We start from the raw sequence: 17,035 nt of genomic DNA, 5'->3' as shown, positions 1-17,035 counted from the left end.
TCTGATTTCAACTTGTAATTCAGAGATTCACAAGAAATAACTCTTATTCTGAGGACGAAATTATATAATCTAAATTGGCTGTTGTGTGTCTTTTGTCACATTTGAAGCTTCAGGTCCTTAAAACTTTATGATTTTACAAATTGTTGGTTTTGAAGTGTAAAACTAACATTTTTTGCGAATCGCTGAAATCTAGTGAGCTGAAATAATACAGTCATTTTGACCATATTATATTAAGTCAAGTGAGTTTTTTTCTTTAAAAATTTTAAAAAAATATATTTTAAGATTTTTTTTTTCGAGCGGATAAGTTCGTTATGAAATAACAAGGAGAAAAATTTAGAAGTTCATTTTTGACGAAATGTTGGAAAATAATTGAGAAAATAATTTCTGGTAAATCATCTTTTGCTAATTGGTTAAGGGTTAGTTTCTATTTGAAATAAGTTAAGTGAGGCATCTTATAGAACACCATAAGAGGAAGTAGCTGTTAAATAACTTATCAAGAGTATTATTATTTCAATTATTTAATATATTTGTGCAACTACATTATTGAAATGTTCTGTTGAAAGCATGATTGTTTTCCAGAAAAACGGCTCTTTACGATGGTTGTTTTTGTAAGATTTTTTAATCAAAAAAAAATGTACCTTATTTGTACCTCACTATAGCTAAACCTTTTTAAAATAAGGATTGCTAATTTCTGTTTAGAGAATATTCGCTATCATGGTCAGAACTTGACTATTTTATATGATAAAAATGGAAATCATTATAAAAAAGGAAAAGGATTATCTGTTTATGTTGATGGAAAAATGGTTTTGAAACCTTCTATTTTAGGAAAGAAAACAATAAATCTTTCGGATGTAAAGAATATTGATCAACCTTCAAAAGAAGAACTCAATTTGGCTGTGAATATTAAAGAAAAAGATTATCCAAAAGTTTCTTCATCAGATTCAGATGTAAAAGAATTGAATAAATTAAACGATGGAAGAATTTGGTATTTTGATAATGTGAGAAATTATTATGAATGCGAACTTTCTTCAGAAAAAGAAAACTGGATAGAAATTGACTTTGGAACAGAAAAAGAGTTTCACAAAACTGTTTTATCATTTATAGACGAAAAAAGCAAAAAGTTTATTGATGCAATATGTAAAATATCAATTTTAGAAAATGGAGAATGGAAAAAACTTTCAAGCTCAACTCAATTAGTTGCAAATACTATAAATGAAATCGAGTTTGATAAAGTGAAATCTTCAAAAGTTAGATTTTATTTTGAAAGCAAAACTTCTCAATCTTTATTGAAAATAGGAGAAATAGAAGTGTATTGATTTTGTATCCATCAACGATTTGGTTTGAATAAAAAAGAGCTTCAATTTTTTGAAGCTCTTTTTTATACATTTTTAATTTGAAAATTATTTTTCAAGTGATACTGTTTTGCCTGTAAAATTTATTCTTCCAGTCTGAACATCAGCAGAACCATCTGGCTGTTTTCCTCCAACTGAAATCGTAAACCATCCTGGTTCTACAACTCTTTGTTTTTTCTTATTGATTAATGATAATTGTCTTGGAGTTAAAATAAAATCAACTGTTTTGGTTTCGCCTTTCTTTAAGTTGATACGTTCAAAACCTTCCAATTGAATGATCGGACGAGGAGTTGAAGCTTTTTCATCTTTAATATATAACTCAACTACTTCTTCGCCGTCACGTTCTCCAACATTAGTTACATCAACAGATACTTTCAAATCTTTATCTGCTGTTGCAGTTGATAGAAGCTGTAAGTTGCTGTATTTGAATTTGGTATAACTTAAGCCAAAACCAAAAGGATATAAAGGTTTTTTGTCGAAATAACGATAAGTGCGTCCCTTCATATCATAGTTTTCAAAAGCGGGAAGCTGATCTACAGATTTATAATACGTAACTGGTAATCGCCCAGCTGGATTGTAATCGCCAAAAAGCACATCGGCAATCGCGTTTCCTCCTTGCTGTCCTGGATATCCTGCTGTTAATATTGCAGGCACATTATCATTTGCCCAATTGATGGAAAGCGCACTTCCGTTAATTAAAACTAAAATAACTGGTTTTCCTGTAGCAACTAAAGCTTTCATTAATTCTTCTTGATTGGCTGGTAAATTAAGGCTTGTACGATCGCCACCTTCAAAACCATCGGCTTCGACTTTCATTTCTTCGCCTTCCAGACGTTCGTTAAGTCCTAAAACTAAAACGACTGCATCTGCTTTATTAGCAGTTTCCACGGCTTCTTTCAAAACATTTTCTTGGGGTTCTGCCCATAAAAGCTGAGCTATAGCATCTCCATAGAAGTTTTGATATTTGACCTCAATTTTATATTTTTTTCCTGCTTCTAATTGAATTTTCTGAGGACGAATTCTCGGATGATGATTGTTTTTTCCACCCGTTGATTTTCCAGTTTCAATTTCAACAGTCATAAAAGGTTTTGCCCAGTCTGATATTTCGTAAATTCCAGATTTTGGTACAGTTAGATAGCCCGACCATTTTACACTGTAATTCCCCATTTTCATTCTTGGATCTGGTGTATTAATATCCCAATGAAAATCAATATTATCATCATTTCGTGTAAAAAGCGGATTTCCTTGCCATTTGCTGTTATCATAATATTCGCCAGTTAAACCTTGTTTTCCGTTTTCATTTTGAAAATAAATAGATGGAATAACCGTCATTTCTGGAACACCTTTGGCAAGATCAGTTCCTTTTGCATAAAGTACTTTTGCATTAGGTTCTATTTTATTTTGAATACCTTTTAAAACCGTTACAGGATTACTTGGAACGCCGCTGTAATTGCCCCATAAAGATTGTACATCGTTGGCATTTGGGCCAATTACCGCAATTGTTTTTAAGTTTTTAGAAAGCGGTAAAGCATTATTTTGATTTTTTAAAAGAACAATACTTTTTTGTGAAGCGATTCTCGCCAGCCAGTCATTTGCAGCATTATTATTGACTGAAAACGGAATCTGAGCATAAGGTACAATTTCGTCAGGATCAAACATTCCTAATTTAAAACGAGCCGTAAATAGACGTTTAATAGTCAAATCGATATCTGCTTCTGAAAGTAGTTTGCGATCCAATGCTTCTTTTAAAGATTGATAACTGCTGCCACATTCCAAATCCAAACCTTCTTTTACAGCAAGAGCCGAAGCCGAAGCGGCATCATTTGTAATTTTATGATATTTCCAAATGTCGGTCACAGCGCCGCAGTCTGAAACAATATAACCTTGAAAGCCCCAGTCATTTCTCAAAATATTAAACAAAAACGGACTGGCACTGCAAGATTCGCCTCTAAAACGATTATAAGCCCCCATAACAGAATAAACGTTTCCATCTTTTACAAGAGTGCGGAATGCTGGTAAATAGGTTTCATACAAATCTATATCGCTAACATTGGCATTAAATTCGTGACGAGAAGGTTCTGGGCCAGAATGTACCGCGTAATGTTTGGCTGTAGCGACTACTTTTAAATATTTTGGATCGGTACCTTGAAGGCCTTTTACATAATTAAGTCCCAACTGGCCAGTTAGATATGGATCTTCTCCATAAGTTTCATGCCCGCGTCCCCAGCGTGGATCACGAAAAATATTGACGTTTGGCGACCAAAATGTTAATCCTTGATAGATTCCATGTTGTCCTCGTCTTAAATATTCATGATGTTTAGCACGAGCTTCATCTGAAATGGCATTGGCAACATCCAAAACTAATTGACGATCCCAAGAAGAAGCAATTGAAATAGACTGCGGAAAAACAGTAGCAAATCCTGCTCTAGCAACGCCATGCAAGGATTCATTCCACCAATTATATTCTGGAATGCCAAGACGTTCAATTGCAGGCGCAGAATCCATCAACTGACTGATTTTTTCCTCGACAGTCATTCGGGAAACTAAATCATTTACGCGCTGTTCAATAGGTAAGTTAGGATTTTTAAAGGCAGGGTTTTCCTGTGCGAAAGTGGTTAATGTAGCAAAGTTTAACATTAACACCAATTTGTAAACTTTTTTCATCAAATTATTTGGGTGTTTTTTGGTTTGATAGTTATTCTTTTTTTAATGTGGTTTTTTCGTAAGTGTTTAGAACATTTGAAAATACAAAATTAAATCTTAGTATTTTTTAGCTGAGTATTAATTGCTATTTAAAGGGTGCTGTAAAGCTTAGAGTCTATTTTTATCAATTTTCGAAAAAGAGCGAAGGGAGATAAATTGCTAATTAAAGGAGGACATTCTGCTATTTAAGCCCTCAGTTCTAGGTTAGGTAAAGAATTTTGATATTTTTGTTATTCCTGCCAAAATGAAAAACTTACCATGTTGAAACACACTTTACTCGTCTTTCTATTTTCTTTTATCTGTATTAAAGGTATATCTCAGCCTCAGGGCGTTTTGACTCATTTCTCGAATGATGGTAAATTAAGCCAGTCAAGAGTTTTGGGAATTCAGCAGGATAAAAAAGGATTTATCTGGCTGGCTACTTTTAACGGTCTAATTCGTTATGACGGAAATATTTTTAGAAAATTTAAAGTCGGACAAGAAGACGTTTCATTAAACATACAATCCAATCGTGTTTCTAAATTTAATTTTGATACTAATGGAAGAATCTGGATTCAGTCGGAAAAAAATGATGTTTATTATTTTGACACCAACGAATTAAAGTTTCATAATGCAATCGAAGGAAAACCTGATGAATTCGCTTTTGAACAATTCAAAATCATGGCTTCCGGAAGAACATGGCTTTTTCCAAAAGATAAAAACGAAATGATAGCTTTTGAAAGTAATGGACAAATTAGAAAAGTTAGTTTCAACAACACTAGAAATTTTGGAAAAATTGCTGATGTATTAGAAGATAAAGCTGGAATAACATGGTTTTTATCCAATGCAGGACTTTCAAGATTAAATAAAGGAGCTAAACAGCCTGAATATTTCTTTACTAATGCGTCAGAACACGCAGGAAAAGGAAATTCGTTTAATATTGCTGTTGAAACAAAAGACGATCTTTGGTTTGGAGGTGATCACGGAAAATTTATCAGATACAATAAAAAATCAACTACATTTTTTGATTTAGATTTAGGAATTCAAGATGATATTCTGCTTTTAAAAGAAATTGGTGACAGCAAAATATTGATTGTAAAAAAGAAGGAAGGTTTCTGTACGTACGATATTAAAACAGGAAAATTCAATAATTATAACAGTATTTCATTAGCTGGTCTTCCGCATGAAAGCATTAATTTTTTAGGACTTACATCTTTACGTCGATTTTGGTTTGATACTCCAAATTCTGGAATATTTATGTTCGATCTGACTACTGAAAAATTGAAGAAACTTGAAGTAGATCCAAGCGAACCTTCTGCTGCAGCGGGAAGACAGAAAAGTTTTTTGCTGACTTCTCCAAATGGAACCGTTTGGCTTCAGTCTGGCAAAGGCGCTTTTTCGTATTGGGATGAAAAACAGAACAGATTGTTTTCTGTTATCAGATGCATCAAAGAATCTAAGGAAACATTTTCAGATGTAATGCATACAGCAGCGTTTGATAAACTCGGAAATCTTTGGTTTTGTTCTCATAAACAAGGTTTAGATTTGATTGTTTTTAATAACAGTAATTTTCTAAAATTAAATTTAAGCGCATCAGGAAACCATAAAAAACACAATGTGCGAAGTTTGATGGAAGACAGAGAAAGAAATCTCTGGGTTGCCAGTCGTGATGAGAAAATTGAAATTTTCGATGCACAAAAAAAGAGAATAGGTAATTTAGGTTCAGACGGTACTTTGTCTCCAAACAGTCCGGGCTGGGGAGCCGATATCTATAGTATGATGCAGGATAACAAAGGCCGAATATGGATTGGAACAAGAGGAAATGGTATTTTTTGTCTGACTCCAAAATCGTCTTCTTTCAGCTTTTCTGTGAAACAGTACAAATATGATAAAGACAATTTATACAGCATTAGTTCTGATGATATTTATAAAATTTTTCAATCTTCAAATGGCCAGATTTATTTGGCAACTTGGGGAGGCGGACTTAATTTGATTAAAGAATCGGCGGGGAAAACGAGTTTTATCAGTTATCGAAATGAACTTAAAAATTATCCAATCGGCAGAGCAGATAAAGTCCGTTCGGTTGTAGAAACCAAAGATCATAGAATTTTCTTTGTTTCCTCTTATCGATTATTTTCTTTATCTGACGAAAAACTATCCACAGATAAAATGCAGTTTAAAGATCATTTTCAGGCTTCAGGAAATGACATTTTGGATATTATTGTGACTTCAAAAGGAAAATTGGCATTATCTACAAACGGAAAAGGACTTATTCTGGTTGATATCGATAAAAAAGATCAAATAAAAGAGGAAACATTTTGGAGTGAAAACTTCGGATTTCCTTTAGAAGGTGTCGTTGGCATGCAAGAAGATAAATTTGGAAAAATATGGCTCATGGGCGATAATCAGATCGTTCGTTTTGATCCAAAAGATAACAGCAGTGAAACTTTTCCAGAATTAAAATCGATTATTGGAACTGAAATATTTTCGGAAGCAACCAAATGCAGATTATCCAACGGTGAAATTGTAACCGGTTATTCAGATGGAATAATTTATTTTAAGCCCGAAGCCATCAAACCTTCAAAGTTTAAACCCTATTTAGCCATTTCAGGATTTTTGGTTAACAATAAAGAATTATTTGAAGTAAATCCTGAAACGCCAAAGAATCCTGATCTTTTAACTGAAGTTACTTTAAAACACGATCAGAATTTTTTTAGAGTTCAGTTTTCGGCTTTAGATCATGTCAAAAATGAGAATATTGTTTACCGATATAAATTAGAAGGAATCGATAAAGATTGGAATTATCTTAAAGGCGGGCAGTCAATTAATTATACTAATCTGGGAAGAGGAACTTATACCTTAATAGTATCTTCCACAAACGGACATAATTTGTGGTTGGATAATGAAAGGCAAATTAAAATAACAATAAAGCCTTCTATTTGGGGAACTTATTTTGCTTATTTCTGTTATTTGGTATTAGCTGTTGGTTTGTTTTTACTGGTAAGACGTGCAATTGCTACAATTCTAAAACTGCGAAATGATGTACGTGTAGAAAAAGAAGTTAGCGCCTTAAAGCTAAATTTCTTTACTGATATTTCACATGAAATCCGTACACCGCTTACGATGATTACTGCTCCATTAGAAGTGATGCTTTCGGATAATAAGTTAGATGAATCAGCAAAATCACAGCTTCGGATTATTGAAAAATACAGTAATAAATTATTGAATTTAGTCAATCAGATTCTGGATTTTAGAAGAATGCAAGATAGAAAGCTAGAAGTGCGTGAAATTGATTTAGGCGAATTTGTAAAAGAAGTCTGTGAAGGTTTTACAGAAGTAAGTTTGCGCCGAAATATACAATTGAAAGTAAGTATCAGCGAGACAAAACCGCATATTTGGGTTGACCCTGATAATTTGGATAAAATTTTAGTGAATTTGCTTTCCAATGCTTTTAAATATTGTAAAAAAGGAAATGTTATTGAAGTAAAAGTAGAAGAAACAGAAAAGAATGTCTGCTTAAAAGTTAGTGATAATGGCCCGGGAATTAGCGCTGTAGTTCAGAAAAAACTTTTTGTACGTTTTTCTAATTACAATGAAAACCCTTTTAATCCAAGTACAGGAATCGGGCTTTCGATTGTAAAAGATTCGGTTGAAAAACACGGAGCGGAAATTTCAGTTGAAACCAAATTAGGAAAGGGAAGCAGTTTTGAAATTAATTTCCAAAAAGGCTATGATCACTTTTCTGATGATGTGGAAATTCATTTTGAAGACACAGATGAACATTTTACAGAAGATATTCAAGTAGATGAAATAGTAACTGAGGAACCAGTTGCAGAGGAAATAAGAGAAAAACCAGTTGGTTTAATAGTTGAAGATGATCCGGAATTAAGAAATTTTATTCTTTCCATTTTAAAAGACGACTATATTATTTACACAGCTGAAAATGGAGAAGAGGGACACTTGAAAGCGGAAGAATTATCTCCAGATTTTGTAATCAGCGATATTATGATGCCGGAAATGGATGGTATTGAAATGCTTAAAATTATTAGAAACAACTTTGCAATCAGTCATGTTCCTGTGATTTTACTGAGTGCAAAAACGGCTATTGAAAGTAAATTAGCAGGAATGGAATATGGAGCTGATGATTATATTACAAAGCCTTTTAATGTGAGTTTCTTAAAAGCAAGAGTAAAAAATGTTTTGGAACAGCGCATTCGTTTACAGCAGTTGTATTCAACAGGAAGTATTGCACAAATTGCAAAAGAAGAGCCTTTACAGATTTCAGATAAAGACAATAAATTTATGCTGAGAGTCATAGAGCTTGTAAAAGAAAACATTTCTAAGACCGATTTTTCTGTAGATGAATTAGGAAAATTGATGTGTATGTCACGCGCGAGTTTCTTCAATAAGTTGAAAGATGTTACGGGAGTTTCTCCAGTTGTTTTTATAAGAGACATGAAATTAAATGAAGCGGCGAATCTGCTAAAAAATGAAGATTTATTGATTAAAGAAATCTGTTTTGAAGTCGGTTTCAGTGATTTGAAATATTTCGGAAAATGTTTTAAATCAAAATACAATTATACTCCTGCAGAATATCGCCGACAATTTCGTTAAGGAAATGAAATGTTTTCTATAGGTATTTAATAATTTTTTGTAAGCTTCGGAGAAGCGAAATATTTATAGAAATCGTGTTCATTATCTGCATACGAGCTCCAGCGGAGCGACATAATTATTTACAATGTTAGTAATATGTCGCTCCGCTGGAGCTTTTTTTACTCTGTATAATTGAATTTCTATAAATATTATGCCCCGCTGGGGCACTATCAGAACTAAAGTGATATAATAATATGAATAGGTTTTCAATACGTTTAAATTGCTTTTTTTTGTTTTTTCAATATTTGTAAATCATATTGTGATATGTGTTTTTATTTGTGACTTATTTTTTACATGAAATAAAAAACAGGGTAAATAATTGGTAAAAACATATGTTTTTAAGGTAAAATAGCGATTTAACCCTTTTCGAAAAGCAAAATTTACCCCTCATTACAATACGCTATATCTAGTTTTGCTTCATAATCTTAACGGATTTTTACTAACTAACCTTAAAACCAAAATTATGAACCAAACCAAATTTTTAACACAACTCTCAAAAACAAAATCTATAAGCTACGGCTGTAGAAAGTTCGAAAAGCAAAATAGTAGTCATCTTTAAATTTTGCTGTTATGAAAATCATGAAACAACTAATATTTGGAGCGGGGATATTGCTTTCAATATTAAGTTCTTGCTCAAGTGACGATTTTAAATACGAAAGCTCTACAGTAAAACTACTAGATTTTCAATTAAACGATGTACCGTGGAATTTGAATGTCGGAATTTCTACCAGACCGCTTTTTGTGTACAAAGACAACGGAGAGTATTTTGCTAACTACAGTTCGCTTTATCCTTTTTCGCTAGATGATGGAAAATACAAATTTGTAGCCTCAGATTATCCAGCGGAGATGATTCCGTCTCCAACAAATCTGAATGACCTTATTGTGCCACAGCCGGCATTAGCCAATCAGCATGTAAATCTTTCCGATGCGATGCCTTATGCTTCGCCTTTTGATCAACCTCTTACGCTGAACATTCTGACTCGAACAGGAATACTTCGTTTAAAATCTTTAGATGTAAATGCAGATAGAAGCTATACGACTATAAAAGCTACCATTTCTGTAAAACGAAGCGGTTATAAAGTTTCGGACGGAACTTATATAAAAGAAGATATGTTCGTAACTAGAAGCAAGGCTACAACAAGTGGCGGAATTAATTACGCAGAAGATTTTATTCTATTTCAAACGGGCGATCCTGTAAATAATGTGCGAATTAAAATCGAATGTTTAGACCAGAACCAGCAGGTGGTAAAAACAAAAGAGATTGAAGGAACTTTCGCCATTGAAGCCAACAAAGTTACAAATGCGGATTTCTATTTGAACGCACTTTAAAATTCTGCTTTCTAAAATACTTACAAAATATAATTAGCCTTTTGATTGATTTCATAAAGGCAGGAACGTGTAATACAATGTATCGGCATTATGGCTTTTTGCAAATTCCTGTAAAATCTAATTATCTGGCTTTTAAAATAATTAAAGAAATATTCTAGTTATGAAGATAAAAAAATATATCTGGAGCATTCTAACCGTCCTATTTCTGACAGTTAGTGCTTATGCTCAGAAGCGCGTTACTGTAAGCGGTACAGTAAGGGATAATATGGGAGGTATTCCAGGCGCAACAATTATTGTAAAAAATGAAAACACTAATACAGTTACTGATTTTGACGGTAAGTTTAGTATTGCTGTAAATAACCCAGAAACAGCAGTTTTGATTGTCAAATTTATTGGTTTAACAGATGAGACTGTAGCCGTAAAAGGTCGAACTTCTGGAATTACCGTTTTGATGAAAGAAGCCAATAGTGAATTAAATGAAGTCGTAATTATTGGATATGGTACTCAAAAACGTAAAAACTTAACAGGAGCCGTTGCCAGTATAAAAGGAACGGAACTGGCAAAAGTACCAACAGCAAACGTAGCAGAAGCTTTGACAGGAAGACTTCCGGGAGTTCAGGTTACTACTGTTGATGGTTCGCCAGGAGCAGAAGTGAAAATTAGAATTCGTGGAGGAGGATCTATTACAGAAGACAATTCGCCATTGATTTTAGTTGACGGTTTTGAGGTTGCGAATTTAAATGATATTCCGCCAACAGATATTGAATCTGTGGAAGTTTTAAAAGATGCGGCGTCTACAGCAGTTTACGGTGCGAGAGGTGCGAATGGAGTAATTATAGTTACAACCAAAGTTCCAAAAGCAGGAAAAGTTCAAGTAAACATTCATAACTATACTCAGATTAAAACATTGGCCAAACATATGGATGTAATGGATCCGTATGAGTTTGTAATGCTACAATATGAGAATGCACGTAAAGGAAGTTCTAATCCAACTGGTTTTTATAATCAATACGGCAAAGCTAACGAATTATACATTTATAAAGGAAACAAAGGTATAGATTGGCAAGATGAAATTTTTGGAAGCAATCCAATTGCAAGATATACAGATATCAATGTAAATGGAGGAAGTGAGAAAACGAAATTCAAATTTACGTTTGTAAATCAGGATCAGCCAGGAGCTTTAGTCGGAACGGGAATGCGTCAGAATTATGTTTACTTAATAATGAATTCCAAGTTAACAGATAACTTAACTTTTGAGTATCAGACGCGTTTGACCAATCAAACTATTGACGGATCAGGAACAGAAGGTGTTAGTTTGCTTAGAGCTTTGCGCGAAGCGCCAACAGCAGGTTTAGAAGATTATATGACTTTGCCAGAGGATAATACTTATTTCGATCCTGAAGATTATCAAACAAAACCTCGTTTTAATCCGCTTGAAGAAGCAGACAAAAATTACCGCAAACGTATTACTAGAATATTCAATACAACTGGAGCTTTAACATGGACAATCAAAAAAGGATTGACTTTGCGTTCTTCTTTTGGTTATGAATATAAATATCAAGAAGATGGACGTTTCTGGGGTACAGATACACGTACCGCTACCGATAACAACAATTTACCTGTAGTATATTGGTCTATGACACAATCGCCACGCTGGCAGTTGAATAACGTATTAAATTACGGATTTAAAGTAAATGAGCGTCACGATTTTCAGTTAATGATCGGACAGGAAATAAAAGATCAGGAATCTAAGGCAAAATTTTACCGTTCCCGTTATTTTCCTGATGATATTTCAGGGCCAAAAGCTTTAGATAATTTGGCTTTAGGAACTCCTTTTGATAATGGTTCACAAGCTGAATCTCCAAATAGAATTTCTTCATTCTTTGGAAGAGCCAATTACGGTTACGATGATCGTTATCTTTTTACGTTTACTGTTCGTACTGATGGTTCTACAAAGTTCGGTCCAGATAATAGATGGGGAGTTTTTCCTGCTGGTGCTTTTGCATGGAGAATTTCAAACGAAAGTTTCTTAAAAGAAAGTCAGACTGTTTCTAATCTTAAACTTCGTTTGAGTTATGGAGCTTCTGGAAATGACAGAATAAAAGCAGATTTATATGCAAAATATTATGGCGTTTCCAGAGATCGTTCTGTAGGATGGGGAGAAGAAAATCAATATTACTATAATTTCTATAACAGCCAATATCTAAACAATCCAAACGTAAAATGGGAAACAACATATACGGCTAACGTTGGTCTTGATTTTGGTTTCTTCAAAGAAAGATTAACAGGAACACTTGATTTCTATTACAATAAAGTAAAAGATTTATTGGTTCCGTCTGATATCGCATCAGTTTCAGGGTTTACGAAAATGATGACCAATGTCGGACAAACTTCTAATAAAGGGGTTGAATTGGCGGTTAATGGAAGTGTGATTAAGAAAAAAGATTTTCAGGTTGATTTGACTTTTAACATTGGTTACAACAAAAATAAAATTGACAAACTGGCAAGCGGTGAACAAGAATGGATTTTAAGTTCTGGATGGGCAGGAACTCAATTGTTAAATGATGATGATTATCGTGCGTATGTAGGCGGAACAAAAGGCTTGATTTATGGTTTCGTAAATGATGGTTTCTATACTATGGACGATTTTGAATCTTTTGATGCTGTAACAAGAGTATGGAAACTAAAAGATGGAGTTGCCAATTCTAAAAATCTTTCTGGCGAACCAGTTCCTGGAAGTGCGAAGTTTAAGAAACTAACTCCTGTTGATCCTTCAGACCCAAACAGCTATGTAATTGGTGATAAAGACAGAAAAGTAATTGGAGATACCAATCCTGATTTTTCTGGTGGATTTGGTGTAAATGCTGTTTGGAAAAACTTCGATTTAACAGCATTCTTCAATTTCATGTATGGTTTTGATGTGTATAATGCCAACAAGATTATGATGACTTCTTTCTTCCAAAATAACCAAAACAATTTTGGAATGGAAGTAGGTTTGAATAATCGTTGGAGAAATTATGACGATATGGGTAATGATCTTCGTTATTCTCCAGAATTATTGGCAAAACAAAATGAAAATGCTACAATGTGGAATCCTGTAAGTATTGGCCGTCCTATTGCGATGTCTTACGCAGTTGAAGATGGTTCTTTCTTAAGACTAAACACCTTGAGTATTGGTTACACAATTCCAAAACAGCAAAGTAAAGCAATTGGCTTAAGCCGAGTGAGATTGTATGCTACAGGAAGTAATTTATTTGTTTGGACCAATTATTCAGGATATGACCCAGATATCAATTTAGAAACTGGTCTAACGCCAAATATAGATTACAATGCTTATCCGAGAACGCGTAATTACGCTTTTGGAGTACAGCTGTCATTTTAATTAAACGAATTAAATCACAAAATGATGAAAAAGATATTATTAAGTTTTCTGTTGATTTTTACGCTGACTTTTACAGCCTGCGAAGAGTACTTAGATGTACAGCCTGGATCGGGCTTTACCCAAGCAGAAGTTTTTAAATCAGAAAAAGACATGCAATCTGCTGTTGCGGGCGTTTATACTTTAATGCTTGCTGAAGACGCTTATTCTAACCGTGTTGCTTTTGTTTTTAATACCAATACCGATGTAGAAATGTCTGGTGTTGGAACCAATACAGTAAACGGAAACGGTTCGGACATTGCTTGTTATGATCCAAAACCATATTGGACAACATTAAACTCTACTTGGAGTGCCATGTATAAAATTATTAATATGGCTAATGATGTTCTTGAAGGAATTGAAAGCTCAGATTTGTATAAAGCTGATCCAAAAACACAACCTTCAAATGTAACACAAATGTATGGAGAAGTGAAAACAATCCGTGCGATGGTGTATTTAGATATGATTCGTATTTGGGGTGATGTTGTTTTTCGTACTAAATCTTCAACAGGAGATGAAAATTTTGCTGTAGGAGTTACAGATAGAAATACCATTTTAGAATTCCTTATTGATGATTTAAAGTCGGTTGAACCTTTAATGAAAAATGCTAGCGAATTAGATTATGGTGTAGAGCGTGCTTCAAGAAGTTTTAATCAAGGCTTAATAGGTTTATTAGCGCTTACTCGTGGCGGTTGGACTCTTCGCCCAGACGAAAACAATCCGGCAAGTATTGGTCATATGGAAAGAGGGAAAAATTATGAGCTTTACTATGACATTGCAATTCAATATTTAGAAAAGGTAATTCTAGGAAGACAACATGATTTGAAATTAGGATTTAAAGAATTTTGGATTAAACAAAACAATTGGGAAACGCCGGTTAATGATGATGTGATGTTCTCTATTCCAATGCTTAAAAACTCTTCTGGAGAGTATGGTTATTTCGCAGGAATTCCAATTGCACAAGGAAATCATCCTTACGGATCTGCTTCAGGAATGCTTAGTTTATGTGGAGAATATCTTTTTTCATTCGATAATAAAGATTTGCGACGAGATGTTACGTGTGCTCCTTATGGTTACGACCTAAACTTAAATCAGGAAATGCGTCTAGGCTTGGCCCGTTTAGCTGTTGGAAAATGGTCTAAATTGTATATGACTAGCCCTTTAGGAGGCACTAGTGAAAAAGGTACAGGAGTAAATTATTCTTGGATGCGTTTTGCAGATGTATTGTTAATGTATGCCGAAGCTGTAAACGAACTTTTTGGCCCACGCGAAGATGCTAAAGAATGTTTAAGACGTGTGAGAAGAAGAGCTTTCGCGCAAGCAGATTGGGGAACTAAAGTTGATAATTATGTAGCTTCTAAATCATCACCAGAACTTTTCTTTAACGCGATTATGGACGAACGTAAATGGGAATTTGGAGGAGAAAGCAAACGTAAATTCGACTTGGCTCGTTGGAATAAATATAGTGAAGTGGTTTATAATCAGTATTTCAAACTATTTAACTGGGGGCGCGTTGCCAATGGAGCTTATGTTCCAGGTATTGATCAGGTTCCAGGAAATGTTTATTATAAACTTGTAACAGATCCAGCAAATTCTAGCAGAAAAATTCTTGACATACAAGGAATTAATCAAATATTGACAGCTAATCCTGCTGGTTATACTGTGCATCCATTTGCGATGAGTTGGTATTCATTAAATAATGATACAGCTAGTTACGAACCAATAAATGAAATCAAATGGAGTTTTAGAGGATTTATAAACTACAATAATTCGTCATCGGTTTCTCCAACTACTCCTTTGCGTTATTTATGTCCTTATCCATCAAAAGTGATTACAGATCACCGTGGAGCCATTCAAAACTTATATGGTTTTAATTTTTAATTGAATCAATCATGAAAAATTCAAGAAAACTAATTTATATTTTATCCCTTATCGGAATAATTATTTTTGGAGAAATGCTTCAATCTTGCGATAATGATGAATTTCGCTATAAACCTGTAGAAGATTTATTTCAGCCAAAATTTGTACTGACTGCTCCTTTAGTAAAAAGTAATTCGATTGCCGTAGTTTGGTACAAAGTAAACGACGCAGCGTCTTATACGGTAGAATTGCATTTAGACAACTACTATAAAAGTTTGTACAAATCGTATACTACAACCGAAACGCAAATCTTAATGGACGATATTCCTTATAAAACACAGTTTTATATTCGAGTAAGATCCAATCATGTAAACGGTGCTTACAATTCTCAATGGGCGTATACGAATGCATTGACAGAAGATCGTCCTCCTTTTGATGCAATTTTGAATCCTGTAGAAAGAGTAAATATTACCGAAACAGATGTTACAGTAACTTGGGCAGTTTCTTCTAAAAATCCAGTTGACAGTATTTCGGTTGCGCCTGCACAATCTGCCGAAATTCCTGCTATCGGACGTAAATTAACTGCCGATGAGATGAGTAAAGGAGAAGCTAAAGTAGTTGGTTTAGAAAAGAATACTTTATACAATGTAAACATCTTTGATAACAATAAACCAAGACGTTATGATAAGCCGTATAATCAGGTTTCATTCCGTTCTGCTGGACCTTCAGCTTCTACTATTATTATAACAAAAGGAATGGACTTGGATGCTATTTTAAGAACTAACAATGACGATCCAACTATTCCAGAAGGAACAGAATATTTCTTAGAAGCGGGTTCATTATTTAAAATTACACCATTTACCATTTCAAAAGGATTTAAACTGACAGGAGGAACTCAAGGAGAACGTCCTCAGATTGAAATGAATGGAAACTGGAATATCGCCGAAGGATCTTATTTGTCTTCTCTTTCTTTTGAAAATATTCGTTTCTATCAAACCATCGATGCAAGTTATTTCTTTAACAGTGGAACAGCTTGGAAAATAGACCAGATTATATTCTACAATTGTGTTTTCAATTACTTCAAACGCGGTTTCTGGAGACATCAAGGTAATGGTAAATACAAAGAAATAGGCGAATTTAATATGAGCTACTGTACGTTTGATCAAGTTGGTGGACACACAGGACCTTACGGAACATTTGCCTTTGGTTCTGCGGGTGCTGATAATGTAAAGAAAGCAGTTTTCTCTAATTGTACTTTCATGCGAGATTATTATCAGACAACAGATCAGAATCGAAACTTTAAAAATCTTTGGGATTACGGTACATCGGCATATCCAATTCATTTAGAATATCAAAATATTACGATTTACGATTATGCTTATAACAGAGCGTTAATTAATATCCCGTCTGCGGTAGGATCTACCCTAATCTTTAAAAATGTTTTAATGGCTTCTGCTTGCGGAAAAGTAATTCAGGCAATTGCAGCTAATACAACAACGACATACGGTAATAATTATACAACAACAAATTATCTATTAGGAGCTTCTGCAATTCAAGGAACAGAATTAGGAGTTAGTGCGCAGAATATATTTGCAGATCCTGCTAATGGCAATTTGATGATTAAAGATCCAAATTCTCCAATCGTGACCAACAGAGTCGGAGATACAAGATGGTTGCCTTAAGTTTTCTTAAGTTTTGTTAATTAAGTGGTTTCAGTACTTTCATGAAGTATCCTTGTGGT

7 protein-coding genes are annotated in these 17,035 nt (G+C 34.0%); 6 read left to right on the top strand and 1 reads right to left on the bottom strand.

Going from position 1 to position 17,035, the window contains the following annotated elements; translation table 11 throughout:
- Positions 1 to 725: 725 nt before the first annotated feature.
- Positions 726 to 1,316, top strand: a complete 591-nt coding sequence (locus HNP35_RS22820; RefSeq protein WP_184167875.1) for a discoidin domain-containing protein — start codon at positions 726 to 728, stop codon at positions 1,314 to 1,316.
- An 84-nt stretch (positions 1,317 to 1,400) separates the two neighbouring features.
- Here HNP35_RS22820 and HNP35_RS22815 read toward each other — a convergent pair whose 3' ends face one another.
- A complete protein-coding gene (locus tag HNP35_RS22815; RefSeq protein ID WP_184167873.1) occupies positions 1,401 to 4,016 on the bottom strand; it encodes a glycoside hydrolase family 3 C-terminal domain-containing protein in 2,616 nt (871 codons plus the stop codon).
- 297 nt (positions 4,017 to 4,313) lie between these two features.
- On the opposite strand from HNP35_RS22815, the gene HNP35_RS22810 reads away from it, so the two are divergent.
- The 5 genes from HNP35_RS22810 to HNP35_RS22790 all read left to right on the top strand — a co-directional run bounded on the left by HNP35_RS22810 (position 4,314) and on the right by HNP35_RS22790 (position 16,976).
- The gene (locus HNP35_RS22810; protein ID WP_184167871.1) at positions 4,314 to 8,648 is read left to right on the top strand and encodes a hybrid sensor histidine kinase/response regulator transcription factor; all 4,335 of its coding nucleotides are present in this window, start codon (positions 4,314 to 4,316) and stop codon (positions 8,646 to 8,648) included.
- Positions 8,649 to 9,266: 618 nt separating this feature from the next.
- Positions 9,267 to 10,016, top strand: a complete 750-nt coding sequence (locus HNP35_RS22805; RefSeq protein ID WP_184167869.1) for a hypothetical protein — start codon at positions 9,267 to 9,269, stop codon at positions 10,014 to 10,016.
- Positions 10,017 to 10,176: 160 nt separating this feature from the next.
- Positions 10,177 to 13,398, top strand: a complete 3,222-nt coding sequence (locus HNP35_RS22800) for a SusC/RagA family TonB-linked outer membrane protein (RefSeq protein ID WP_221433490.1) — start codon at positions 10,177 to 10,179, stop codon at positions 13,396 to 13,398.
- Positions 13,399 to 13,422: 24 nt separating this feature from the next.
- A complete protein-coding gene (locus HNP35_RS22795) occupies positions 13,423 to 15,315 on the top strand; it encodes a RagB/SusD family nutrient uptake outer membrane protein (protein ID WP_246453659.1) in 1,893 nt (630 codons plus the stop codon).
- Positions 15,316 to 15,326: 11 nt separating this feature from the next.
- Positions 15,327 to 16,976, top strand: coding sequence for a DUF5123 domain-containing protein (locus tag HNP35_RS22790; protein WP_184167865.1), 1,650 nt, complete (start codon positions 15,327 to 15,329; stop codon positions 16,974 to 16,976).
- The last annotated feature ends 59 nt before the right edge of the window (positions 16,977 to 17,035 follow it).

Source organism: Flavobacterium notoginsengisoli (genome assembly GCF_014207905.1).
Lineage (GTDB): Bacteria > Bacteroidota > Bacteroidia > Flavobacteriales > Flavobacteriaceae > Flavobacterium > Flavobacterium notoginsengisoli_A.
Note: the sequence above shows the minus strand (reverse complement) of the source record. Positions and strands in the feature narration are given on the sequence as shown.

What these genes read in the sequence shown, in the direction of transcription:
- HNP35_RS22815 (WP_184167873.1), bottom strand. Translation starts at nt 4,016, where the DNA reads ATGAAAAAAGTTTACAAATTGGTGTTAATGTTAAACTTTGCTACATTA.
- HNP35_RS22810 (WP_184167871.1), top strand. Translation starts at nt 4,314, where the DNA reads ATGTTGAAACACACTTTACTCGTCTTTCTATTTTCTTTTATCTGTATT.
- HNP35_RS22805 (WP_184167869.1), top strand. Translation starts at nt 9,267, where the DNA reads ATGAAACAACTAATATTTGGAGCGGGGATATTGCTTTCAATATTAAGT.
- HNP35_RS22800 (WP_221433490.1), top strand. Translation starts at nt 10,177, where the DNA reads ATGAAGATAAAAAAATATATCTGGAGCATTCTAACCGTCCTATTTCTG.
- HNP35_RS22795 (WP_246453659.1), top strand. Translation starts at nt 13,423, where the DNA reads ATGAAAAAGATATTATTAAGTTTTCTGTTGATTTTTACGCTGACTTTT.
- HNP35_RS22790 (WP_184167865.1), top strand. Translation starts at nt 15,327, where the DNA reads ATGAAAAATTCAAGAAAACTAATTTATATTTTATCCCTTATCGGAATA.